Below are 24,123 nucleotides of genomic sequence, written 5' to 3' on the forward strand. Positions count from 1 at the left end.
CCATCAAGCGCTTCACGCCATTCTGCTTGAGTGAACGCCCTTGATGCCCCCCCCTGCACGCACGATCTTCCATACGCAGAGAGGCATCAACGATCAGATGGGTAGTCTGCAGGGCAACTCACTTGAGCATGGGCCCAGCAAGGCTATGAGAAAGTTGCATAGACGCGGAAGGGACGCCTTCCTTACGCGAAGCACCATGGCCTACCAACGCGATCAGCGGACTTGCATACGTACGCGCAAGACCCATAGCGGACCGACATGCCTTCGTGGCGTACAACCTGCCACGCCAACGACCTAGACCGCGCCCACATGCGCCGGCGCAGCCGATCTCACATCAGGCCCCCGGAACGGCTCAGGCGCTCAGGCTTCGAGCGCATTCGGCCTAATACCGTCATTGCCTCGCTCGGATACCCGGGACGACGCCCCATACTTATGGCCTTCAATTTCTCGCCAACTTCTAAGCAGGGGGGGAGGCATCCACAATGACCCCAGGGGTTGCGAGAGGCTCATCAGCACTCCATCCAAATGAGTCCCAAACCCCGCGCCATCAAAGCGCAGCGCCGATATACCCGACAATAGAGCAACCAAGGAGTACGCCCAAGGCAGTACAAATCAGCGGCCACCCCTTGTCTTTAAATCCAAGAGGCGCGCTATTCCTCCAGTCGAGCTGCCCCACAGAACTCATCGAGGAATAACTTTCTCGCAAGACCTCCTCAGGCCATTCAGGTATACGACTAGTACTCATCGCAAGCCAACGTGACAGCGCAATGAATGCGAAGGGTAGCGCGACAACCAGCTGCATCAAGGGCCAGTGAATCATTGGCGCGAACGTTCTAGCAACGCCAAACTCAAAGCCTTCCTTGCGCCCAAGTACCGGCACAAATACGGGATCCTCCCCCATCAATTCACCACCCGCCTCATGCGCCATGTATCTACGTACAAGCTCCCACAGATGAAGCAAATCCTCCTCGCCACCAAGGAACACATACCCCAGCGTAAAACTCTCCAGAACTGTCATTCCGTCATCGGAAAGAACGTGTGCTCTGAGATCACTAGTTTTCCCCATTGGTGGCGAGTGCGCTGACGCAATGCACACAAGCAGGCTATCCCAGTCTGCAGTTAACACCGTGCCGTCCTGCCTGAATAAATGAACCTTTCTAGTGCGCCGATTCAGCCTCATCGGATAGTGCGTCCAACGAAAGCATTCACTTCCTATAAGCCACGAAACCCCGCAAACAATGAACGCAAAAACAGGCAAAGCAACCAGAACAAAAAGCCACATTATCCACGACTCCACGTCCCCGATTGAATAACCAGAACTAAAAAATACAAAAATAAAATAGAAAAACCCTGGAATAATCATCAAACCCAACATCATTCCGAGCCACGCATTGAATCCCTTGACGGGATACCATCGATCAACAAGCTCCAAGCAATCTTCACCGATCGATATAACAGATAAATACCCATTTGGCGAGTCCGAAGCGCGCTCAGACTTGCTTAACTGGTTTACCCGCTCCTCAGTCGTGACGGGTCTATTCTTTGGAAACCTCAGCTTTCCAAAATTAAGGCCTGTGTAGTCCATATTATCCCTTCAACCAAGCCCAGAGTTGCTTGAACTGCCATTCAATGGCGACAAACATATCCCCACATTCAAAACCATCGAACTGGCAAATCCTGAGTAGCACCACTACCCGGCACGCCATTGGTTACTCATAAAACCCCTGACGCATAGGACCTCAAAATATCGATCCCACCTAGAAATCCGCACTAGCGAACCAAGACGGCGCCCCGAGCACGGCGAAAATCATGAATACGATGACCGTTGAGATAAAACCAAGAAGCGCCCATCACCGATTCAAGATTTTCAGCGCCCCCGAGCATGCCAGCCGTTCCGCTTCCGTAAGTCGCCTAACCCGGAAGGACTCATTCAGGGCTCCGACTGCAATTCAACGCTGTGTAGCGACACACAAGAGGACGAATAGAAGTATCCAGATGAAGGCCCCCAAGGCAAGTGCAATAGCAATTATCCGCCGTGAAATCGGGGTTACGTCACCATAGCGATCCGCCTTCAACTTCAGGACTGAGTCGTCCCCCAAGGCATCAAATCGCGAAGGCCAAGGGCCCGTCTCCTTAACTCCGAATGGCCCCTTTGATATCCAAGCGGCGATCAGCTCTGACAGCTGAAATGGCATCAGCAGAACGGTCCAAAGCAAACTTACTAACGCGATAGCGGGCGTCCAAGGCTGCCGACCCAACAAACACTTGCGAGTCGCGTCCAATGTCCAAATACTTACCACCATCCGTTTAAGCCACGTCATGCGCGACGAAACCAGCTGAAACCTGGGAAGATCGGAAAGAGAGCCCTCATGAAAACCTGAAAGAATCCAAACCTATGAGCACCCGCGCCTATCAGATCACCTTTTCCCGCAATAAACTCCGAGCGAACGATGCCGGCACCATCCTCAACATCCGCCAGTATCAACTGGTACGTAACCGAGCCACCCGCAGTGTGCACGATCTGAATGATGCGAATGAATGGCCTCAGTGACTGCCACCTGTACGAAGCAGCCCCTTCTTGACTGTAGCGGGTGACCGTTTGATCAGTCCTATTGAAAGCTACAGGCTCCAATCGATTACCACTGCGCACGGCCCTAAATACGTTCACACTCACCGCTACGCCGAGGATGACAGTGAGAAAGATCAGAACCAATGGAAACTTGAGCTCGGATGCATGCTCTAGAAGTTTCGGCAGAAAACTTATCAGGACACCGATGACCAAAGCAATCGCAACCAGCAGGATCACGGCAACACCCTTTCCTGCAGAAATTGCGTTGACATCAGGGGCGGCGACCAGAACCTCCTCATTGATATCAAGGACAAAGTCAGGACCACCATTTTCGGCACGACGGAGGAGCAGTGGGTACATCTTTCCACCGGGGCCGAGCACTGGCCTCTCCATATCCATTACTTCAATTTTCATTCGGTCATCAACCAGGCGGGTAGCTTTCAGGCCAGCTCACTTGAATATGCGGCTCAACGAGGACATCACCCGGCAGTGTAGATGTGGCGAGAGCGTCATCTTCACACTCCCTGTGCCGAACACCGCGACGCCTACCATCGCGATCAGCGCCTCGCATACGCAACTGCAAGTCCCCTTGCTCTCGGGGCGTGCGAGCTGCCAGCCCGCGCAGACGGAAACAGCGGTCGATCACGTCGACGCAGGTCGAATTGAATGCACCAATGGGACACATTTGCCAGACGCTACGCCCTGGGCAATGTGAGGATCGACGCACGAGGCGCTCTCCTGCGATTAAGAAATTCGACCTGCGAAGAATCCGTAGATCCAGACCGTAGAAATTTGGGTTCCCGTGCGGGCACCTGCCCCGAGCAAGCCACGGCTTCGCCGTGGCATGCATCTCATCAAGCGCTGATTGACGCCTGCTGGAGTTGCCTCCGAACCTCGTCATTGCGAGCCTTCGCGGCCACAATCGACTCTTTCCAGAAGCGCTCCATCGCATCCGCCCGCCCTCCTTCTCGATTCACGCGCCCATAGACAGCAGGTGCGCGGAGCGGGGGCACTCCGGAAGTCGAAGATGCTCCATGTCTGAGCACAGACGATGGCCAGACCGGCTTCCTGCACAGCTTCATCGCTAGGAAGCGGAACAGCGCCCAAGGCAACGTCAGCGGCAGCGCAATCCACATCAGACCTGCGCCCGCAGAAGAGACATGAATGATGAAGGCATTGCGGAAGCTCGGCACCACTGAGGTGTAGAGCTGCAACGGCGGGAATGGAAGCGCGGAGCGCCCTTCCTCCATGAAGCGCCTGATCATTTCCCAATGTGCGAGAGTGATGCCGGGGTTGCTGCCGCTATCCGAGCCGACTGCAAAGGTGTGAACGACATTGTCTCCATCCATGACCAGGCCCCGAAGGTCATAAGTTGCTGCATCATCAGGCCCCGCGGACTTGTCCCTCCCGATGACGAAGCGGACATCTGACCATGGCGCCGAAACGATACCGTTCCTCGCGCCAGTAAAGATGTGGATCTTCATCTCACGCCGATCGAATCGGACCGGATAGTACTGATATCTGAAGATGTCTCTGCCGAGAAGCATCCAATAAGTAAAGACGACGAAACCGAACATCAGTACGCCGAGCACAGCAACCGTGATCGTCATCTCCTGACTTACGGACTTCCCTTCGGCATGCATTTCCAAGGTTGCATACACGATCGCCAGAACGAATGCGAGTACAAGACCGAGAATTACCCCACCCCACATTGCAGCCCAGCCGCGATACAGGAAATGGCGATCCACGTACTCAATATACTCGTCGTCGAGGTAAATGATGCCCTGGTCCAGCGGCGTCATGATTGACGAATCGAATCTACGAACGTCTGCGGCGATCTCGTACTCCGTCAATGGACGATTGTTGCGATATCGCTGCGCAAGCCAACCTGCAAACTGGCTCATCCGTCAAACCCCAGCGGGAAGCATTGCATTGTACGCCTCATCTTGTGTATCGACTGAGTCAAATGAACCATGGTTATGAACACCGAACGGCGTCATATCAAGCCATCGCTCGATTTTGTCATCTCGAATCAAATTAATAAGCCACTCGCCAAGCATGCTGATAAGCCCTAGAACCAGAAGCACGATGAATCCCACGCCAGCCGTCATCACGCCAGCCAGCATCAATATAGCCACGACAGCCCCGGATATCGCAGTTACGGTATAGAACGCAATCATCGGAACGTCATTTCGTTTGTACGCATCATAGGCTTTCCATCCATCAATCACCGCACCCAGCAGCCCCCCCACAGCCCCTAGCAGCTTTCCAAAGAACCCTACCATTCCCGCTCGCGTGGACACTTGCAACGCACCAAATCGAATCTCGGAGGATAGCGCTGTGCGCCCCCACATCGACTTCCCCAGAGCTAATCCGGTCAACTCAACGCTGGTTCCAGCAAATCCTGCAAGCGCGGCTCCCAGACTCAGATGGCGACGTCCGGCCGGCCCCTCCTTTTCCTCATCCAACTTCCCGTACGAATCTGCAACGTTCCAAGCGTCCAGGACCAGCCCAACTACGCCCAATCGCACGTCTAAGCTGACATGTGGGGCGGTATACTGCGCGGCACGATTTCTCACCAACGCCCTCACCTGCTCCTCGCTCATCAGCATGTTTGTCATAGCGCCCGGCTGCCCATTCCGAACAGCTGCCATCGCTTCCTTGTCCCAGAACACGGCCCACTCAAAGACCTTCCTGCCGCGGGCATTGCGATCTCCTGTCGCGACTCTTGCGCCACTGCGCTCGCTGAGCTCCTGTCGAAGGTGCTGATCCACACGCGCCCTCAGCTCTCGCTTGTTGACTCCAGCTTGCCCATCGCTCAGTGCCTCCACCAGAAAGTGCGCCATCTCGCGCTCGGAGGCACGTATGCCGACCCTCTGGATTCGCTTCCCCGAAAGGACTCCGAGCAGTCCAACCAGATTGTTCCTCGTCGCGGCAGAAATGGCCACGTTGATGCCAGCCTTTGCGACCGTTGAACCCGCCTTGGTCAGGGCCGTCACAATCATCCCAGATGTCTTGAACACCAAGCCTGCGACCAGGCCCAGCCCCTGCTGCAATTCGCGGGGCTTGTTAGCTCCGCGATCCAGGACATGACCATACGCTTTGAAGAGATTGGACCAGGCTCCGGGATTGTCTGCATTGCTCAAGAATGTCTTTGACTGCTTCTCGATCACCTCCGCCGCAATCTTGTCATTGAGGGTCAAGGCCCGAACCGTACAGTTCTTGATGTCCTGAAAACGTCCGGCGAGGTCCTCCAGAACCGCAGCCTGTACGCACTCGAATCCCACGACCCCCTCAAGCGAATTGTCGACAATCTCCGTCAATCTCATTGAATTGTATGACAGCTCGTCAATGTGATTGCATGCCAGCCACGTCCTGAAGTCGTCATTCTTGTACCAGCGCGCGAAGCTCTGGGCGATCGGGGTCAAGTGCGAGGATGTGTAGCGCTCCATTTCTGGCGCTAGGTTCTTGTCGAACTGATCAAGCGCTTGCTGACTGTAGTCATCACGATAACGATCCCATGCTGAGTCTCTTGCCTTCTTATCTTCCTCAGGCGTTAGTTCCTCACGCATCTTGGTGATTCCCGCCGCGTACAGCTCAATAGCAGCACGTCCGGTGTATGCGCTTGCGCGTACTGAACTCAGCTTTTCCGCGGCAGCCTGATCCTCAATTGCCTGCCGGATGCCCCGGATTGCCACCGACGTTGCATGCTTCCACCCGCGATCATCTTCCTCTTCGAAGTCCCGGATCTTCTGCCGAACGAGTGCGGAAAGCTCCTGCGTTATCCCCGCGGGATCATTCAACGCCACCATCATCGGACGAACGGCCGGGGAGCTCTTCTGAAGCCACACCTCCATTCCTGGCACATCCTGCTTGCACCTTGAAAAAGGCGCGAAGGAGAACGAAAAGCCAGGATTGGCATACACCTCAACGACATCGAGGAGCTTCTCAACTGCACCATCCACAATCTGGGGCTTTCCAGGTTCCGCAGCTGGCGGCGGATTCGAGGGAAGCATAGGGATCTTCACCTCAGGCTCGGATTTCACCCTCTTGCCAAACTTGAACTCGCTGACCATGAGGGGGGCGTCAGTCGCACTTCCTACGTGATCCAGCGACTTGCCCTTGAGCCACGCCTGAACGTCAATACAGCGCATATGCTTTTTGCGCTCACTTGACCTGCGGTTCCGCTCAATGATCTCCTTCGTCCACGGAGCCTCCGAGAAGCCAAACCAGACTTTTCCCGCGCGCTTGGGGTCTGGAATGGTAACGAAGCGGGCCACCTGCGAATCCGCCATTCGTGCGCATGTGGGTTGGAATTCTTCCTCGGGCGGAGGAGCTGCATGCGGATCAAACTCCAGAAGGTAGGAGTCGCTGGTGATCTGATAGCCCTTCCATTCGCCACGGATCTCATTGAATACATAGAGATAGCCTTGGCGAGCAAGGCGTAGCGTGTAGTGTGCCTCACTGCCCGGAAGGGCAACGCTGGCCACATCCTTTCCAAAACTTCCTCCCAGCTTGGGCCCTTGCCACATTTCCTTGACGTCGGAACGGCAAATAGCGTATCTGATCGGAAGAATCGGCAAGCCGACCTGATCGCAGACATCACATTTCTTCGCGGGGTCACACGACTGTGTCGGCTTCTTATCCATGCTGCCAAGCTCCTTGTTCTTCCTGCTCCAATGAAGGTTCATCCGCCTCTTCGTCGGAGGGGTCACTGACGGCGCTACGGAACGCACCAGGATCTATGCGGGCAATCCGTAGAGCCTCTTGATACCGATGTGTATCGTGAATTTCGGGTGATTGATACAGCGAGGCGAATGCATAGGATTCCTTGTCGTCTGGATCCGTCAACCCACGCTCACCAGCCCTTTTCATTTCATCAAAGACACGCCTCGACAGTGTTGTGTCATCGATATCCCGGCCCTCCAGACGCAACCTGTCGATCACCTTGTTGACAGATGCCAATGACGCGATCGCGTACAGCTGGTCTGACGTGAGGTGTACGCCATCCGTGTCAGGGCCTGTGCTTTCATACGTCTGCCACTTTATCCCCTGGCCTACGGGGGCAGTCCAGGAATTGATAGGGCCAAGCAACGCGCTCAACTGCGATGGCGAGAGAATCCAGTTCAGCGCGTTCCAGACACGAGGATCGTAGTATCTGAACAGCATCTTCTCACCTTCGACTTTTCTCACCATCATACGGGCTAGGTGATTTCGGACTTGGTGACTCCCGGCAGGACATTTCAAGAGAGCCGAGAAGGGAGATCGGCCATGATCGTGCGCGTACTGCGCGGTTTCATCAAGCGCTGCCAGGCGCGCATCTGGCGCCATTTCCCCGAGTCTGAGGAGATAGGGAAAGAGATGCTGCTGCCCGAAGAGTTCCTTGGGAACGATGGGCTCACATGGCCACAACAAGGCAATGCGCCGATCGATCTGCAGCGGATTGATCAATGCGTACTGATGGGCTTCGAATAGCCGATGATTGAGTTGCATGTGTCAGGCTCCCAGCGGAACCAAGCCGGCACCCGACTTCTCGGCTGCCCGCACCCGGTATTCGCAGGCCTTGTGTGAGCCCTCCGGCACCTTCGCCTCCCCCGCCACACTCGCCGGCCCCACCCACTCCCGCTGGCTCGCCTTGAACTCCACCTTCCCCGGCGCGCCCAGCTCGATGTTGTCGCCTTCAATCCGGATGTAGGCACCCGCCGCGGTCGCCAGCAGGTGCTTGCTCGGCGCCGACAGCTGCACGTCCGCTTCGGTACTGGCGATGCGCACCTGCGTCTTGGCCGCCACGATCGCCTGGTTCTTGTGCGCGCGCGCACTCACCTTGCCCTGTGCCGCGTGCAGCGCGATGCCGCGCTCCTGGTTCGGGCTTTCGCCACTGGGCTGCACGCCCGCGGTGTACAGCACCAGGCCGCCGGCCACGGCCATCGTCAGTGAGCCCTGCGTCATCCAGTTCAGCGCCACGCCGCTGGCCAGGGTGGTGTGGGTGCCGCTCACCCAGACCTGGTCGGCGGGGGTCAGGCTCAACACGCCGGCCACGCCACTGCCCAGCAGCACTGGTGCGCTCCAGCCAGGCGCTTCGCCATCGCCGCCCGCGATGCTGCCCGCAGCACTGCCGCTGTGGGTGGCACGCAGCGCTTCCTGCAGCTCGGTCAGGGTGGTATCGACCGGCAGCTCTTTCGGGTCACTCGGCAGCTGCGCCTGCTGGTTGGCGGCCGATTCTGCCAGCTGCTGCAGCAGCTGCTGGCTTTCCTGCAGCTGGCTCAGTGCCTGCGGCGCCGCCATCTGCGGCGCGCCCTGCTCGGTGGTCAGCAGCAGCCCGCGACCGGCGCGCAGCGCGCCCTGGGCCTGGGTGGACAGCTCCACGCCGAAGCCTCGCTCGCCCTCGCGCACGTTGTCCTGGCCCCCTTTGAGGTGGCCCAGGGTGAGCGTGGTCTCGTGCTGGGTGGTGGACAGCTGCGCGCGGCCCTGCCCGGGCGTGTCATCGAAGCGCAGTTGCTGATACCCACCAGTGCCGCCCTGGCTGTCGGCCAGCGCCTGGCTCTTGAAGCCGGTATACACGGCCGCGTGGTCATTGCCCTCGAACCAGGCGGCGGCGTTGCCGGTGGCGTTGGCGCCACCGCCGTTGATCTGGTTGTGCTGCGCATCCTGCTGGCCACGGCCGTTGTAGACCGCGCCGACCACTACCGGGCGATCGATGTCGCCTTCCAGGAACGCCACCAGCACTTCCTGCCCACGGCGCGGCAGCACCACGCCGCCCCAGTTGTCGCCAGCCCAGGGCGTCATCACCCGCACCCAGGTCCAGGCGCCACCGTTGGCCGGTGCATTGTCATCGCCACCGGGGTGGGCCAGGCCGCTGCTGGCGTTGCCGCCGCGCTGCCACGGGAACTGCACCTTGATGCGGTGGTCGCGGTCGGACAGCAGCGGGTCACCGTCGCTGACCACGATGGCACTGAGCGTGCCGGTGATGGTCGGCCGCGGATGCAGGTGTGCACCATGGCCGTCCTCGGTCTGGGGTCGATAGTTCACTTCGGCCGGGATGGCGACGAAGCGGTTGTCGTAGAACGCGGCGGACACGTCATCGGGCACATCGCCATAGGCCAGCCCGGACAGTGCGCCAGGCAGCGTCGGTACGGTGACGCTGGCCGGTCCGAGGGTCTGTTCCAGCGCGTCGAACACGTCGGCATCCAGGTTGTTGCGCGCCTGGTGCCGCACCGACAGGCACAGGAACGACGCATCCTCGCCCACCTGGGGATGCTGCGACAGGCCGAAGCGCGCGCCCGGCGCCAGCGCTCGCCACTGGCCGGCGCCTTCGATCGTGTGCGCGCGCACGCGCAGCGCATCCAGATGCTGCTGCGCGCGCCGCTGGCCGCGGGCGTTGTCCTGCCAGCCGTACGGGCCGCAGGTGTCGCGGTCGACGATGCCCAGGTCGTTGCCCTGCCCCGCCTCGGCGCTGGCCTGGCGGCGTTCCAGCGTGCGGTAATCCCAAGTCGCACGCTCGACCTTGCCCGGCCGCCAGCGGTGCGCGGTCGACCACTGCTGCACGCTGTCGCTGCGCTCGCTCTCGTCACGGCGGTGGAAGCGCACGCTGCCCAGTTCGGCCGTGTCATGGCTGTGGTCGGCCAGCACCAGGGTGTGCGTGCCGAAGTCCGCGCTGCCGGGCTCGCCGGCATGTTCGAACCAGTAATAGATGCCCTCTTCGGCCAGCAGGCGCTGGACGAAGGCCAGGTCGCTTTCCTGGTATTGCGTGGTCAGGCTGCGCCGCGCGTACTGGCTGGCGTCACCCAGCGACCAGCGCCAGGCCGGTGCCAGTCCGCCGTAGTCGGCGAACAGGTCCTCGACGATCTCGACCACGGTCTTGTCGTGGAAGACGTAGCTGTCCACCCGCTGCGAGAGGAACGCCAGCCACGGCTGCAGGCGCAGCCGGTAGCGGGCCAGGCCGCCATTGCTGCCCAGCCGCTCGGCGGCGGTGATGCGGCCATGCAACGGACGCAGGCTGCCATCGGCCTGTTGCAGCTGCAGCAGCGCGCCCTGCCCGATCAGCGGCGCCAACTGCAGGCCAGCGTCCAACGACAGGGCGGTGATCGTCCACTGGAAACCGATGCCGTCGATCTGCTCGACGCCATCCAGGGTTTCGGCCACCAGCACATCGCTGCCCAGCGACGTGTGCAGCCGCAGGAAGCGCTGTGCGTGCGAAGGGCCGGCCAGCGCGGCCCGCAGGTTGTTTACCAGATCCATGGTGCTTCCCCGGCTTCCCGTGCTTCAAGGTGGTCTGCATGCGGCATGCGCATCGGTGTACTCCGCTTCCCGCTTCCGCGCGGCCTGCGCCCCTGCAGGGGCGACAGGCACGCACGGCCATCAGGCAGCCTGGACGATCTCTTCCAGCTGCAGGCGCACGCCTTCGCTGATCTTCAGGCGGTAGTCGCGGCCGCCGGCGGTGATCTGCAGTTCGCGCACGTTGCTCACCAGCTGCGGCTTGCCGACCACCGGGGCATCCATGTGGATGCGCCAGGAACCGCGGCTGATCTGCGCGGCGATGTTGCGTGCATCCTGGCGGGCGGCCGGCACGGCGGTGTCCAGCAGTTCGATCACGTGCTCCGGGCGCAGGCGGTTCCAGGCACGCACACGGTCCAGTTCACGACCCAGGCCCAGTTCCAGGCTGTCGCAGTGGTTGAGGGCGGCTTCGCGGTCAAATCCATAGAATTCCATAGCGTTCTCCTTTTGCTCAGTGTCAGGACACTTTGTATTTGAAGTCACCCTTCTTGCCGGCGGTGACCTTGATGGCGTTGATCCGGTTCCCCTCGGCCATTGCCGCCAGCACGCTCTCGGCGATTTCCGGCAGCAGGGTTCCGTTGAGGATGTGGTCAACGTTGCGCGCACCCGAGTCCACTTCGGTGCAACGCGCAAGCACGGCCTCCACCAGGCTGTCGTCCCAGCTGAAGGTGGCCTTGTGGTTGGCGATGACGCGGTCGCGGATGCGGCCGAGCTTGAGCGTGATGATCTGCGCCAGCACGTCATCGTTGATGGGGTAGTACGGCACCACCTTCAGGCGGCCCAGGAAGGCCGGCTTGAAGGTGCGCATCAGCACCGGGCGCAACGCATCGGACAGCGCTTCGGCACCCGGGATCTCTTCGGCCGGCTTGTTCAGGCAGGCCTGCATGATCTGCGACGAGCCGATGTTGGAGGTGAGGATGATGAGGGTGTTGCGGAAGTCGATCTCACGACCTTCGGCATCATCCATCATGCCCTTGTCGAACACCTGGAAGAACATCTCCAGCACGTCCGGATGGGCCTTCTCGACTTCGTCCAGCAGCACCACGCTGTAGGGATTGCGGCGCACGGCCTCGGTCAGCACGCCACCTTCGCCGTAGCCGACGTAGCCAGGCGGCGAGCCCTTCAGGCCGGACACGCTGTGCGCTTCCTGGTACTCGCTCATGTTGATGGTGACCAGCTTGCGCTCGCCGCCGTACAGGATGTCGGCCAGCGCCAGTGCGGTCTCGGTCTTGCCGACACCGGACGGGCCGACGAACATGAACACGCCGCGCGGCTTGTTCGGATCTTCCAGCTTGGCGGTGGCGGTACGCACGCGCTGTGCGATCGCATCCAGCGCATGATCCTGGCCGATCACGCGCTCGACCAGCAGGTTGCCCAGCGTGCGCACGGTACGGATCTCGTCCTTGACCATGCGGCCCAGCGGCACGCCGGTCCACGCCGAGACGATCTCGGCCACCACGGTGCCATCCACCTGCAGCGGCACCATCGGCGTCTCGCCCTGCAGCTCGCGCAGCTCGGCCTGCAGCCGCGCCAGTTCGGCGTGCTGCGGCGAGAGTTCCGGCTTGGCCTTGCCACGCTTGGCGGCCGGCTTGGCCACGGCGACATCACCGTCGCCCTCGTCGCTGGCCGGCTCGGCCTCGCCCGACGCGGCTTCGCCCTGCTCCATCTGCTGGCGCAGTGCGGCGATGCGGCCGGCAAGGTCACGTTCGCGGCCCAGGCGCTCTTCGTTGCTGGCCAGCACGGCCTGCGCTTCGGCCTGCTGCGCATGCAGTTCGGCCAGGCGCTCCCCATGCTGGTCACTGCCGCCAGCGGTCTCGCGCTGCAGTGCACCGATCTCCGCCTGCAGGCGGTCCAGGTGCTTGCGGGTGTCTTCGATGATGGCCGGCGTGGCGCTCTGCCCCAATGCCACCTTGGCGCACGCGGTATCGAGCACGCTCACCGCCTTGTCCGGCAGCTGGCGACCGCTGATGTAGCGGTGCGACAGGCGCACCGCCTCGGTCACCGCCTCATCCAGCACGCGGATGTTGAAGTGCGATTCCATCAGCCCGACCATGCCGCGCAGCATCGCCGCGGCCAGTGCCTCGCTCGGTTCCTCGACCTTCACCACCTGGAAGCGACGGGCCAGTGCGGCGTCCTTCTCGAAGTACTTCTTGTACTCGCTCCAGGTCGTGGCAGCGATGGTACGCAGTTCACCACGCGCCAGCGCGGGCTTCAGCAGGTTGGCTGCATCGTTCTGGCCGGCAGTACCGCCGGCACCGATCATGGTGTGGGCTTCATCGATGAACAGGATGATCGGGTGAGGGCTTTTCTTGACCTCGTCGATCACGTTCTTCAGGCGGTTCTCGAACTCGCCCTTGACGCTGGCACCGGCCTGCAGCAGGCCCATGTCCAGGGTGTGCAGCTCCACGCCCTGCAGCACGTCCGGCACATCCTTGTCGGCGATGCGACGGGCCAGGCCCTCGACCACCGCGGTCTTGCCGACGCCGGCTTCGCCGGTGAGGATCGGATTGTTCTGGCGGCGTCGCATCAGGATGTCGATCACCTGGCGGATCTCGCCATCGCGGCCGATCACCGGATCGATCTTGCCCTCGCGCGCACGCTGGGTCAGGTTGGTGGTGAACTGATCCAGCGCCGGCGTCTTCGACAGGCCGCCCTTGGCCTCAGCCGGCGCCGCGTCGTCGCCCTCGCCGGCTTCACCGCCGGCCGAAGCATCGGCGAAACGCACGGTCTGGACCGCTTCCTGCGAGCCCTCGGTGAGCTTGGCGAAATCGTGCTTGAGCTCATCGCGCTTGAAGCGCACGAACAGCTTCGAGCCACGATAGGCCAGCTGGGCCAGATCGGGCTCGGTCAGCAGCGCCAGCAGCAGGTGGCCACTGCGGATGCGGGTGGTTTCCGAGTCCAGCGAGGCGATCAGCCAGGCGTGCTCGAACAGCTTCGGAATGTGCTGGGAGAACACCGGCGTGCGGCTGTTGCCGGTCTTGAACTGGCTGATCTCGTCATTGAGATCGCGCTCCAGCGACTCGGGCAGGATGCCGCTGCGCCGTGCGATCAACACGAAATCGCTCTGCGGCTGCTCGAGCAGCGCCAGGAACAGGTGCTCCAGGTCGACCTCGTAGTTGCCGCGCGCCATGCACAGGTTCGCAGCGCGCTCGGCCGCCTGGCGGCAGGTGTCGTCCAGCTTGCTGATCAGGGTTTTGAGGTTGATGCTCATGCGGAAACGCGCACTCCTTGCTGGAACCGTTCGGGGGCCGGCGGCACCAACACCACCGGCACGATGTCATTGCAGCGTGTGGATGCCATACGTGGTGTCCTCACGCGGGGTGGCCTGTGGCGCGGTGCACAGGTAGCTGTCCCAGCCCAGGCGCACACCGCCGCCCATGCCGAGTGAACTGCCCTCCACATCTTCCGCGCGCAGGACCAGGCGCACTTCATATTCGAGGATGCCGCCGGTCAGCAGCGACAACCACTTGGACAGCGCTTCGGCCGCACTGCCGCCCGGCAGGAAGGCGTCGAACTGATCGCGGCGCAGCGGGCCGATGCGCAGTCGCAGGCGCAGGTCGCGCTGCCAGACGCGATCGCCGGCCAACGCGCTGGCGCCCAGCACGGCATTGGCCTGGCCCAGCCGCGTGGCCTGCCCGGTCGGGACCCGGTACCACGCGCCCACGAACTGCTCCAGGTGCAGCGGCACTTGGAAGTAGTCCGACAGCACGCGCTGCATCAGCGCCGCCGACACCGGTCGCTGGCGCACTGCGCCCGCGTAATAGGCCACGGCCTGGTCGAAGATCTCGCCCTCGCCTTCGTGCAAGCGGTCGCGCAGCTCGCTCATGCCCATGCCGAGCAGCGACAGCACCAGCGGCAGGAAGCGCTCGCGGCGATCCAGCTCGTACTGCAGGGCCAGACGATGCTTCTTCCAGGCAGCGTAGTGCAGCGATACCGCACGGGTGGAGAAGATGTCCAGGAACGCACGCGCGGTCCGGTCGCGCTGGTACAACTCCCGAAGCTGCAGGGTTTCGGTGTAGTGCAGCGGCAAGGCGCCGGCGGTGCCGAGCAGGCCCATGAACTGCGGGGTCAGGTGGACTTCAGCCAGCTCCTCGCCATGCAGGGCCTGTTCGATGGCCTCGCGATCCTGCAGCCGCTCGCCCTTGAGCGAATACACTTCGCCCTCGGCCGACAATTCGGTGGCCGGGAATCCGAGCGACAGCGAGTTGCGGAACCGCACGCGCATCGGCACGGCCTGGCCGGGCTTGACGCCCTGCCGCTGGAACACCTGCTCAAGCAACCGCACCGCCTGGAAGAACTGGAAGCGGTGCGGTTCGGTGAGCAGCTGCTGGGCTACGCCAGGATCGATTCGCCGCTGCGCGCTGGGCATCGGACGATCTCCTCCCCGCTGTCGCCGGAAACCAGCACCAGTCGGGTAAAGCTGTTGGCATGCACGTAGAGTGCGAAGAAGTGGTCCATCACCTGGGCGAAGGCGGCCACACCGGTGCCCACGAAATGGGCTTCATTGATCGTCAGGCGGATCTCCAGGCCGCGCACCACCGAGGCGAACTGGCGGCCGTGCATCCAGGTGGTCACCGGCGTCTGCTGCAGCTCGAGGATGCCGTCGATCTGCCGCGCCGAGACGTTGCTGCCGGACAGGTCGTACAGGCGCAGCATCTCCTTCAGCGCAGGCAGGCCGCTGGCGGTCAGCGACAACTGGTTCAACGACAGGTGCGAAATCAGGCGCCACTGGGCGTTGCGGCCGTGACGGAAACGCAGCGGCTTGGTCGGCTTGCGCAGCAGGCTGATCGCCTTGGCCGGGCTGCCACCTTCGATGCTCAGGTCACCGCCCGCCACACCGAAGGCCAGCTGGTTGGGCAGGTCCCGGTTGTTGCAGGTCAGTTCCAAGCTGACCGTATCGGTCTGCGGCAGCACCGGGTTGAACGACAGGTCGACGAAGCTGATCTCGGTCTCGAAGCCCGGACTCTGCCGCGCCACGTCCTCATCACGGCGCGCCACCCAGTACTGACCGGTGCGCTCGGGGTCTTCCCCGTGATGCAGCGAATAGAACGGGCGGAAGGCCTGGATCAGCTCACCCTGCGGGGTCTGCCGGATGCGATGCACCGAATCGATTGAGTGCACTTCATAGGCGAACGCGCGGCGGGCATCGGCCAGCACCGGGTAGTTCACCGTACGATGGGTGACACGGATCGGCTCGCCACTGGTGCGGAACAGATTGACGATGGGCGTGCAGCCCAACCGCACGTTGTGCACACCCAGCTCGTCCAGCACCATCGTGTTGCCACGGTCCTGGCCGTGCGCCTGCAGCACCAGATGCAGGGTGAAACGGCGGCTGGCACCTGCCGTCACCGAGGGCAGGTGCAGGTCGACGAAGCCGAACTTCTCCGGATAGGCGAACAGCTCGGTCAGCAGGCGATAGGCAGGATGCGAACGCGCCGGGAAATCGATCAGCGCCTCGTCATCGGCAAACCCGACCGCGCTCAACGGCACCTTGTCGAGGCGACGCCAGCGGCCATCCCCGTCGGACTCGACGTATGCCGCCTTCACCCCCAGCATCAGCGCATCACGCAGGGCCGCGCGCACCGAGGGCTCGCCATCGAGGAACAGGCGCAGGTGATCGGTTCCCAACTGGTGGAAACCCAGCTGATCGGACAGCAGCTGGAACCCCATCGAGATCTGGCCACCGGTTCCGGCCGGCAGCGTCGTGGCCATCGGTGCATCGGCCACACTGCGGTAGACCACCTGCTGCACGCCGATCGGCGCGAGCACGACGTCGTAGGCAGTGCGGAACTCGCACGGTACGCCACGCACCGGCCGGCTCTGCAGGGCGGTGCCGCGTGGCACGCGCACCGGCGCACTCAGCTTGGATGCCACCCCTTCCAGGTCGAAATGGGCAATCGAACAGGACGGGAACGGCCGCAGGTAGTGCGGATAAAGCACGTCCAGCAGCGCGTCGGTGAATTCGGGATAGTCATCTTCGATGCGCTTGGACACGCGCGCACTGAGCAGCGCGAAGGCCTCGATCAGGCGCTCGACATGCGGGTCCTGGCTGCCCTCGGCGGAGAGCTGCAGGCGACCGGCGATCTTCGGGTAGCGCTCGGCGAACTCGCGCCCGTAACGGCGAAGGTAGCCGAGCTCGCGTTCGTAGTAAGGCAGCAGGTCCTGCATCAGGCGGCCTGCGTGCGGCGTGCGCGGGTGACCTGGTACTGCAGGGTCGAGGGTTGCAGCATCGCGTCGAAGCTGACCGGCTCGCGTGCAGGCTCCAGGTCGAGCAGCGCATGGATGGTGAAATGCAGCCCACCGGCGAACTGGTTGCCCGCGTCCAGATGGACGTTGACGTTGCGCAGGCGGCGCTCATGGCGCGCCACGGCCTGCTCCAGCGAGCGGCAGATGGCGGCACGATCGTAGGCGTTGGCCAGGCTCATCGCGGAGAAGTCCGCCAACCCGTAGGTCAGCAGCGATTGCCGGCAATTGGGGAATTCCTTCATGTCGCCTTCCTGGAACGCGGCGCGCGAGTTCAACAGCCCCTCCAGGTCGCGGGCGATGGATTCCTTGTACTGCTCCAGCGAGACGGACTTGAATACCGGCCCGGCGCCCGGTTGCTTGGGGGCGTCGTCGAACAGTTTTTCCAGCAGGCTGGGTTCGAGTCCCTTCATTGGTCGATCCACTCAGGTTCGGCATCCGTGCGGGCGGCAGCGGTGCAGCAAAGGCAAGGCCGTTCCTGGCCCTGCCCGGCGATCAGACTGCGATGGCGCACGAGGCGCCATCGCAGCGACACAACATCACACGGTGTAGTTCGGGATGTTCTTGGTTGCGCTCCACTGCGCCACGGTCTTGCCACCAACTCCGCCTTCCGGCTTCTGCTGCTGGTAAGTCCACTTGATGGCGCCGAAGCTCAACTGAACAACTTCCTGCGGCATGCCTTCCTTGTCCACGGTCGTGGTGACGCGGTGGACCAGCACGTTCAGCAGCTCGACCGTGTAGTAATTGATCGCGTTGCCGTCCTTGTCGGCGCGCATGAACTGGATCTGCGCCTTCGGGAAGGTGGTGCCGTTGGAGGCGGCCTGGTTGAGGGCCGTGGAGGCGAGGTCGATCGACTTGGTGATTTCGATCGGGGACAGGTTCACGCGGGCTGCGGTGGTGCCGCCGGAGGTCGACGCGGTGGCCGAACGCGGCTGCAACAGATCCTGCGAGAACGACTGGATTTCGATCCAGTCCTTGTGCTTGTCGTCGTGCGACTCGCCCTTGATGGTGTCAATCGAGAGGAAAGCGTGCTGCATATCTGGTCTCCTAAATTCCGTTCTTCCGTGAGATTTGATGTGCCAGGCGCGGGCCTGGCGGTTAAGGGGGGCTACGCCCTCTTGAAATAAGCGTCACTGCAATCCGGGGAGCGGACTCCCCTGGACGCTTCAGTTACAGCAAATCGTTACGACTTTTTCGCGGACGCCGGCAGTTCGGCGACCAGACGCAACGAAACAGACAGCTCATCGAGCTGGAAATGCGGCCTGATGAAGGCCACCGCGCGGTAGACACCGGGCTTGCCCGGCACCTCCGAAACCTGCACAGAGGCTTCACGCAGCGGGAACTGCGCCTTGGCTTCCTGCGAAGCGTTGTCGTCCAGCAACACGTACTGGGCGATCCAACGGTTCAGGAATTCCTCGACGTTGCCCGCCGAAGCGAAGCTGCCGATCTTCTCGCGCATCATCGCCTTGAGGTAATGGGCGATACGCGAGACCGCGAAGATGTACTGCAGCTGGGCAGACAGGATCGCGTTGGCATTGGCCGAATCGGTGTTGTACTTCTTCGGCTTCTGTGCCGACTGTGCGCCGAAGAACGCGGCGTAGTCGGTGTTCTTGCAGTGCACCAGCGGCATGAAGCCGAGGTCACTGAGTTCCTTCTCACGACGGTCGGTGATGGCCACCTCGGTCGGGCACTTCAGCGCCACTTCGCCGTCGTCGGTACGGAAGGTATGGGTCGGCAGATCCTCGACCAGGCCGCCACCTTCCACGCCGCGGATCGCTGCGCACCAGCCAAAGCTCTCGAACGCCTGGGTCAGCCGGGCGCCCATCGCGTAGGCGGTGTTGCACCACAGGAACTTGCTGTGGTCGGCCGCTTCGATCTCTTCGACGAAGTTGAAACCCTCGACAGTGGTGCCGTCCTTCGGGTTGTACGGCAGGCGCCCCAGGAAGCGCGGCATGGTCAGGCCGACGTAGCGGCTGTCCTCGCTCTCGCGGAACGACTTCCACTTGGCGTACTCGACCGTGTCGAACACCTTGGCCAGGTCGCGCGGCTTGCCCAGGTCGGTGAACGTCTCCAGGCCGAACATGCCTTCGCTGGCGGCGGAGATGAACGGCGCGTGCGCGGCAGCGGCGACGTGCGACATCTGCTCGATGAAGTACATGTCCTCCGGCTGGCGGCCAAGGAAATAGTCACCGATCAGGGCGCCGAACGGCGCACCACCGAAGGTGCCGAACTCCTCTTCATAGACCTTCTTGAACAGCGCGCTCTGGTCGAAATCGATGGCCGACTTGAAGTCCTTGACCAGATCCTTCTGCGGCGAATTGAAGACCTTGATCTTCATGTTCGGGCCGGTGGAGGTCTGCTGGCACAGGTAGTGCAGGCCCCGCCAGCTGCCTTCCAGCTTCTGGAAGGCTTCCGCATGCATGACCGCGCTGAGCTGCTCGGAAATGATCCGGTCGATCTCGGCGATGCGTGCATCAAGGGTGAGGTTGAGGTTGTCGGAGACCACCACGGTACCGTCCAGGACTTCCTTCGCCAGCGCGGCGATGATGTCCTTGGCACGATCATGTTCGGTCTGCGACTTGGCGACCTTGCTCTTCTCGACGATCTGGTCGAGCAGGCCCACCTCTTCGGCCACGGCGGCCTGGGTGGCCAGTTGGCTGGCTTCGGCTGACATCGATCAGTCCTCCTTGGTCACGCCGAGCTTCTTCAGCTGCTCGGTGTTGTTGAGCACATCGGTCAACAGGTCTTCCAGCTTCTCGTTGCCCGCCAGCTTGTTGCGGAGATCGGCCAGCTTGGTGCGCGACTCGAGCAGGCGCCGCAACGGTTCGATCTGCTGGACCACCGCCTCGGGACGGAAGTCGTCGATGGAATTGAACTTCAGCTCGACGCCGAACTCGCCACCGTCGTCGCTGATCTTGTTCGGCACGCGATAGACCGCGCGGGGTGCGACGCCTTCCATCACTTCATCGAAGTTGTCCAGATCGACATTGACGAACTTGCGATCCTTGACCTTCGGCAGCGGCTGTTCCGGATTGCCACTGAAATCGCCCATCACGCCGACCACGAACGGCAGTTCCTTCTGCTCGATCGCGTCACCCTTCTCCACATCGTAGGTGAGCTGGACGCGCGGCGGGCGGATCTTCTGCAGCCGCTTCTGGATGCTTTCCTTCTTGGCCATGAGTGTCTCCTGACTGGGGCCGGTTCCGGATCAGTTGCCGATGTTCTGGAACGGATCGGAGGTGTTCGAGCGGGCAGCGGGCTTGGCCGGCTGCGTCGCGGCGGGCTGGGCAGCAGCGGCGGGAGCCGCGGCACGGCCTGCACGGGCGCGGCTGCGCGGCTTGGGCTTGGGCGTCGGGTCGAGAATGGCGTCACCCATGGTGTTGCGCAGGGTGGTGGCCAGGGTCTGCGCTTCCTTGCGTGCGGTGTCCGACGCCAGTGCGCCACGGCCCTGCAGGCGGGTCAGCGACTGGTTGGCGACACGGAAGCCGGCGACGGTGATCACACCATCGGCCACCAGATCATTGGGATCGCGCTGGAGTACTTCCTCGGCTGCGACGATCGCGCGGGCGTACTGGCCCTGGTCGAACTGCAGCTGTGCGATGCGTACCCACGGCTCCTTGCGCGTCGGGTCGGCCTTGGCCGCCAGTTCGAACGCACTGATCGCGGCATCGGCGCCGCCAGTGGTGACCTGTGCTTCGGCGTTGCTCAGCGTCGTTTCGAACGGCACGACCTCGGCCTTCTTCGGCGCCGATGAGCAGGCCGCCAGGCCCGACAGCAACATCAGCGCGAACATCGGCCGGTACACAGCCTTCCCCATTGCCTTCACTTCCATAGTGATCCCTCGTCGAAATTAGTTCCTCAAGGAAGCCGAATCTCCGCCGATACAACGCACGGGATTCCTGCCCCTGTCGGCGGCAGTGTACATTCGCGAATACGCGTCGGTATAGTGAATTTCGTCAAGAATATGGCGAATTTGATAGACACAACCTTCACATCCCGATGTGATATCCGCGAGCAGAAAGTACTTATACGCTCAATTTTCGCCCCGCACCCCGAGCCGACCGACCGCACATGAATGCGCAACTTTTCTCATTCCATCGCGTGATATCCGTCACGATTTTGTCCCTGGTCATGTCCACGTCCCTGACCGGTTGTGCCAGTGACAGCAAGTTGGGCAAGGCAATGGACAAGACCCTCCAGGCCGTGGGCATCCGCGAGGGCAAGCCCGAGGCGCCCCCCACCATTCCGCTGCGCCTGTACGCCGGCAGCAACCTCAACGCCGGCAACGACAAGCGGGCGACGGCCGCGGTGGTCAAGATCTACCATCTGCGCAGTCTGCAACGCTTCGAACAGGCTCCCTTCAACGCTTTCCTCGACCAGGCCGGCGAGCAGGCTGCACTCGGCGCGGACCTGCTTTCGGTCAACGAAGTCGTACTGACCCCGGGTGCCCGGCAGGAATTGTCCGAGCAGCTGAGTGAAGGAAGTGCAGTGCTCGGCGTTGTCGCCCTGTTCCGCGCTCCGGCCGAGAATCGCTGGCGGCTCGCGTTCGACACCAAGGGCAAGACGCTTCCGCAGGATGGCGTCACCATCGGCGTCCATGCCTGTGCCCTGACCAGCGACAGCAAGGCGCTGTTGACACGTATCTCCGGTGATCCAGGCAGTCTTGCATCCATCCGTTGTGCAGGCGCGAAGAAATAGCATCGCGCCGGAATTCTGGCACTCGAATTCATCGATGCGATAGTATCCTCAGCGCAACGATTGCCCTGTTCGTTTGAATGTGCGATGGGATTCACATTTTCACATTACTGAAAGGGCATGCGCCGCTGCGGGGCGCGAGAACGTCGGAACCGACCCGCACTGGCGACTTTTTCAAGCTATTTCCAAGGATTGAACGTGGCTTATGTAAGCAGGATGTCGAAGGTTCTCTGGGGTGAAGGCCTGTTCCTGCGCCCCCAGCACTTCCAGCGCCAGGACGCCTACCACGAAGCACGGCTGCAGGATCTCTCGCAGACCCTGCACCCCTATGCATGGGGTGCACGCCGGGTGCGTTTCGATCCACATGCACTTTCCGGTGGCACGCTGCGCCCACTCGATCTGTCGGCGGTGTTCCCCGACGGCGAGACCTACGATGCGCCCGCGCACGACGGCCTGCCCGATGCGGTATCGCTGCAGGAGCTGCCGCCAGGCGTACAGTCCACCGTCGTCTATCTGGCACTGCCGCTGCTGCGCGATGATGGCGCGAACTGTGCCGATGCCGAAGGCACGGTTCTGGCCCGTTACCGCCAGGCCAACCGTGATACGCAGGACCTGTTCACCGATGCGGTCGAAGCCGAACTCGCCTTCCTCAGCAAGGCAGTGAAGCTGCTCACCGACGATCAGCCGCGCGACGCCTACGCCACGGTGCCGATCGCGCGCGTGCGGCGCACCTCCAGCGGCGGCTTCGAACTGGACGATGAGTTCATTCCGCCGTGCGCCCAGTTGCAGGCGTCACCGTTCCTGCATCGCGAACTGCGGGCGGTGCTCGATGCGCTGCAGGCGAAGGTCGATGCACTGTATGGCCTGCACCGGCAGACCTCGCAGAACATCATCGAATTCCGCTCCGGCGACATCGCCTCGTTCTGGCTGCTGCACACCATCAACAGCTCGTTCAGCGCGCTGGCGCATCTGCTGCACCATCCGCAGCTGCACCCCGAGCGCCTGCACCAGGAGCTGCTGCGCATGGCCGGCGCACTGCTGACCTTCTCCAATGCGTACCAGCTGGGCGATCTGCCGGTATATCGCCACGACCAGCCGGAAGCCTCCTTCCGCAAGCTGCTGGAGATCGTGCGGACCCTGCTGGATACCGTGATCTCCACCCGCTATTTCAAGATCGCGCTGAACGAGGTGAAGCCGTCCTACCATCTCGGCCGGCTCGATTCGCAGCGCATCGACGGCAATGCCTCGTTCTACCTGTCCGTCTCCGCATCGCTGCCGGCGCAGGAGCTGATCCAGAGCGTGCCGGTACGTTTCAAGGTCGGTGCGCCGGACGATGTTGAGAAGTGCGTGCTGTCCGCGCTTCCGGGCGTGAAGCTGACCCACGCGGCGCAGGTGCCTGCGGCGATCCCGGTGCGCCCGGGCAGCCATTACTTCGAACTCGACGCACGCGGCGCGCTGTATGAGCGCATGCTCAAGGCGCAGTCGTTGATGATCTACGTGCCGGCCGGTATTGCCGAACTGAAGATGGAACTCGTGGCGGTGACCTCATGATGAACTCCCCCCTGCCCCCGACGCCGGGCCCGATGCCCTCGCTGACCGCCAATGGCGCGATGGTCAACCCGACGCCGCAGGCGGCCAATCCGCAGAGCCTGCAGGACCTGATGGCCGACGGCTTCTACCTTCTGCTGCTGCTCAAGCGCGGCCAGCTGCCACACGATGCCGAGAGCTTCGTGCAGACGGTGCAGAAGTTCCTCGATGGCGTGGAACGCAATGCCATGCGCATGGGCGTGGCCTCGGAAGATGTCTACGCTGCCAAGTACGCGTTCTGCGCGGCGGTGGACGAGGCGATCCTGTCCCAGCCGTCGCCGCTGCACGAAACCTGGGAACGCAACCCGCTGCAGCTGCGCCTGTTCGGCGAGCATCTGGCTGGCGAACACTTCTTCGATCGCTTGGAAGAACTCCGGCGCCAGGGCGCCGCGCGCCTGCCGTCGCTTGAGGTCTACCACTATTGCCTGTTGATGGGCTTCGAAGGCAAGTACCGCCTGGAAGGCACCGAGAAGCTGGGCTACCTGACCGCGCGCCTGGGCGATGAGATCGTCTACCTGAAGGGCAAGCGCCACGGTTTCGCACCGCACGCACTGCCACCGGACAACGTCCGCCACAGCCTGCGCCGCGTGGTGCCGTTGTGGCTGCCGGCCGTGGTGGTGGGCTGCTTCGGCATCGTCGCCTTCTTCGGCATGCGCACCTACCTCGGCCACGAAACCGGCCAGCAGCTGGCCGCCTACAACGACGTGGTGCAGATGCCCGAGCGCACCGCCCACATCACGATCACCCTGCCATGA

18 protein-coding genes are annotated in these 24,123 nt (G+C 62.2%); 3 read left to right on the plus strand and 15 right to left on the minus strand.

The features are described from left to right. Window positions 1-547: 547 nt before the first annotated feature. The 15 genes from N5D91_RS19710 to N5D91_RS19780 form a co-directional block, all read right to left on the minus strand. Entirely contained in the window at window positions 548-1,585 is a 1,038-nt protein-coding gene (locus tag N5D91_RS19710; protein ID WP_180854576.1) for a DUF6708 domain-containing protein, read from the minus strand. Window positions 1,586-2,317: 732 nt separating this feature from the next. Continuing rightward, window positions 2,318-2,983 (minus strand): hypothetical protein, encoded by a 666-nt coding sequence (locus tag N5D91_RS19715; protein WP_180854577.1) that lies wholly within the window; start codon window positions 2,981-2,983, stop codon window positions 2,318-2,320. Between the two features lie 440 nt (window positions 2,984-3,423). Beyond that, entirely contained in the window at window positions 3,424-4,473 is a 1,050-nt protein-coding gene (locus N5D91_RS19720; protein ID WP_180854578.1) for a DUF6708 domain-containing protein, read from the minus strand. 3 nt (window positions 4,474-4,476) lie between these two features. Further along, a complete protein-coding gene (locus N5D91_RS19725) occupies window positions 4,477-7,218 on the minus strand; it encodes a T6SS effector BTH_I2691 family protein (protein ID WP_180854579.1) in 2,742 nt (913 codons plus the stop codon). Further along, window positions 7,211-8,062: a DUF4123 domain-containing protein gene (locus N5D91_RS19730; RefSeq protein WP_180854580.1), complete on the minus strand. Its 852-nt coding sequence runs from the start codon at window positions 8,060-8,062 to the stop codon at window positions 7,211-7,213. Before N5D91_RS19730 ends, N5D91_RS19725 begins: the two co-directional genes overlap by 8 nt. Window positions 8,063-8,065: 3 nt before the next feature. Next, complete coding sequence (locus N5D91_RS19735) at window positions 8,066-10,807, minus strand: type VI secretion system Vgr family protein (RefSeq protein WP_180854581.1); 2,742 nt, start codon at window positions 10,805-10,807, stop codon at window positions 8,066-8,068. Between the two features lie 120 nt (window positions 10,808-10,927). Beyond that, entirely contained in the window at window positions 10,928-11,278 is a 351-nt protein-coding gene (locus N5D91_RS19740) for a hypothetical protein (RefSeq protein ID WP_008268344.1), read from the minus strand. A 22-nt stretch (window positions 11,279-11,300) separates the two neighbouring features. Next, on the minus strand, window positions 11,301-14,054 hold the full coding sequence (tssH, locus tag N5D91_RS19745) for a type VI secretion system ATPase TssH (RefSeq protein ID WP_180854582.1): 2,754 nt from the start codon (window positions 14,052-14,054) through the stop codon (window positions 11,301-11,303). Window positions 14,055-14,120: 66 nt separating this feature from the next. Beyond that, window positions 14,121-15,212, minus strand: coding sequence for a type VI secretion system baseplate subunit TssG (gene tssG / locus N5D91_RS19750; RefSeq protein ID WP_110712663.1), 1,092 nt, complete (start codon window positions 15,210-15,212; stop codon window positions 14,121-14,123). Beyond that, on the minus strand, window positions 15,176-17,011 hold the full coding sequence (gene tssF, locus N5D91_RS19755; RefSeq protein WP_153856123.1) for a type VI secretion system baseplate subunit TssF: 1,836 nt from the start codon (window positions 17,009-17,011) through the stop codon (window positions 15,176-15,178). The genes tssG and tssF overlap by 37 nt, the downstream gene beginning before the upstream one ends. Beyond that, window positions 17,011-17,499, minus strand: a complete 489-nt coding sequence (tssE, locus tag N5D91_RS19760) for a type VI secretion system baseplate subunit TssE (RefSeq protein ID WP_057496761.1) — start codon at window positions 17,497-17,499, stop codon at window positions 17,011-17,013. Before tssE ends, tssF begins: the two co-directional genes overlap by 1 nt. A 126-nt stretch (window positions 17,500-17,625) precedes the next feature. Then, complete coding sequence (locus N5D91_RS19765; protein ID WP_006465355.1) at window positions 17,626-18,123, minus strand: type VI secretion system tube protein Hcp; 498 nt, start codon at window positions 18,121-18,123, stop codon at window positions 17,626-17,628. Window positions 18,124-18,269: 146 nt separating this feature from the next. Continuing rightward, window positions 18,270-19,760: a type VI secretion system contractile sheath large subunit gene (tssC, locus tag N5D91_RS19770; RefSeq protein WP_110712666.1), complete on the minus strand. Its 1,491-nt coding sequence runs from the start codon at window positions 19,758-19,760 to the stop codon at window positions 18,270-18,272. 3 nt (window positions 19,761-19,763) lie between these two features. Further along, window positions 19,764-20,264 (minus strand): type VI secretion system contractile sheath small subunit, encoded by a 501-nt coding sequence (gene tssB, locus N5D91_RS19775; RefSeq protein WP_110712667.1) that lies wholly within the window; start codon window positions 20,262-20,264, stop codon window positions 19,764-19,766. 30 nt (window positions 20,265-20,294) lie between these two features. Further along, window positions 20,295-20,903, minus strand: a complete 609-nt coding sequence (locus N5D91_RS19780) for a tetratricopeptide repeat protein (protein ID WP_228756418.1) — start codon at window positions 20,901-20,903, stop codon at window positions 20,295-20,297. Window positions 20,904-21,157: 254 nt separating this feature from the next. Between N5D91_RS19780 and tssJ the strand changes: the two genes are divergently transcribed. The 3 genes from tssJ to icmH all read left to right on the plus strand — a co-directional run bounded on the left by tssJ (window position 21,158) and on the right by icmH (window position 24,123). Further along, a complete protein-coding gene (gene tssJ / locus N5D91_RS19785) occupies window positions 21,158-21,784 on the plus strand; it encodes a type VI secretion system lipoprotein TssJ (protein WP_110712669.1) in 627 nt (208 codons plus the stop codon). 213 nt (window positions 21,785-21,997) lie between these two features. Then, the gene (tssK, locus tag N5D91_RS19790) at window positions 21,998-23,332 is read left to right on the plus strand and encodes a type VI secretion system baseplate subunit TssK (RefSeq protein ID WP_110712670.1); all 1,335 of its coding nucleotides are present in this window, start codon (window positions 21,998-22,000) and stop codon (window positions 23,330-23,332) included. Continuing rightward, window positions 23,329-24,123: a type IVB secretion system protein IcmH/DotU gene (gene icmH, locus N5D91_RS19795; RefSeq protein ID WP_180846291.1), complete on the plus strand. Its 795-nt coding sequence runs from the start codon at window positions 23,329-23,331 to the stop codon at window positions 24,121-24,123. Before tssK ends, icmH begins: the two co-directional genes overlap by 4 nt.

Source organism: Stenotrophomonas sp. GD03794, from assembly GCF_029842145.1.
Taxonomy (GTDB): Bacteria; Pseudomonadota; Gammaproteobacteria; order Xanthomonadales; family Xanthomonadaceae; genus Stenotrophomonas; species Stenotrophomonas riyadhensis.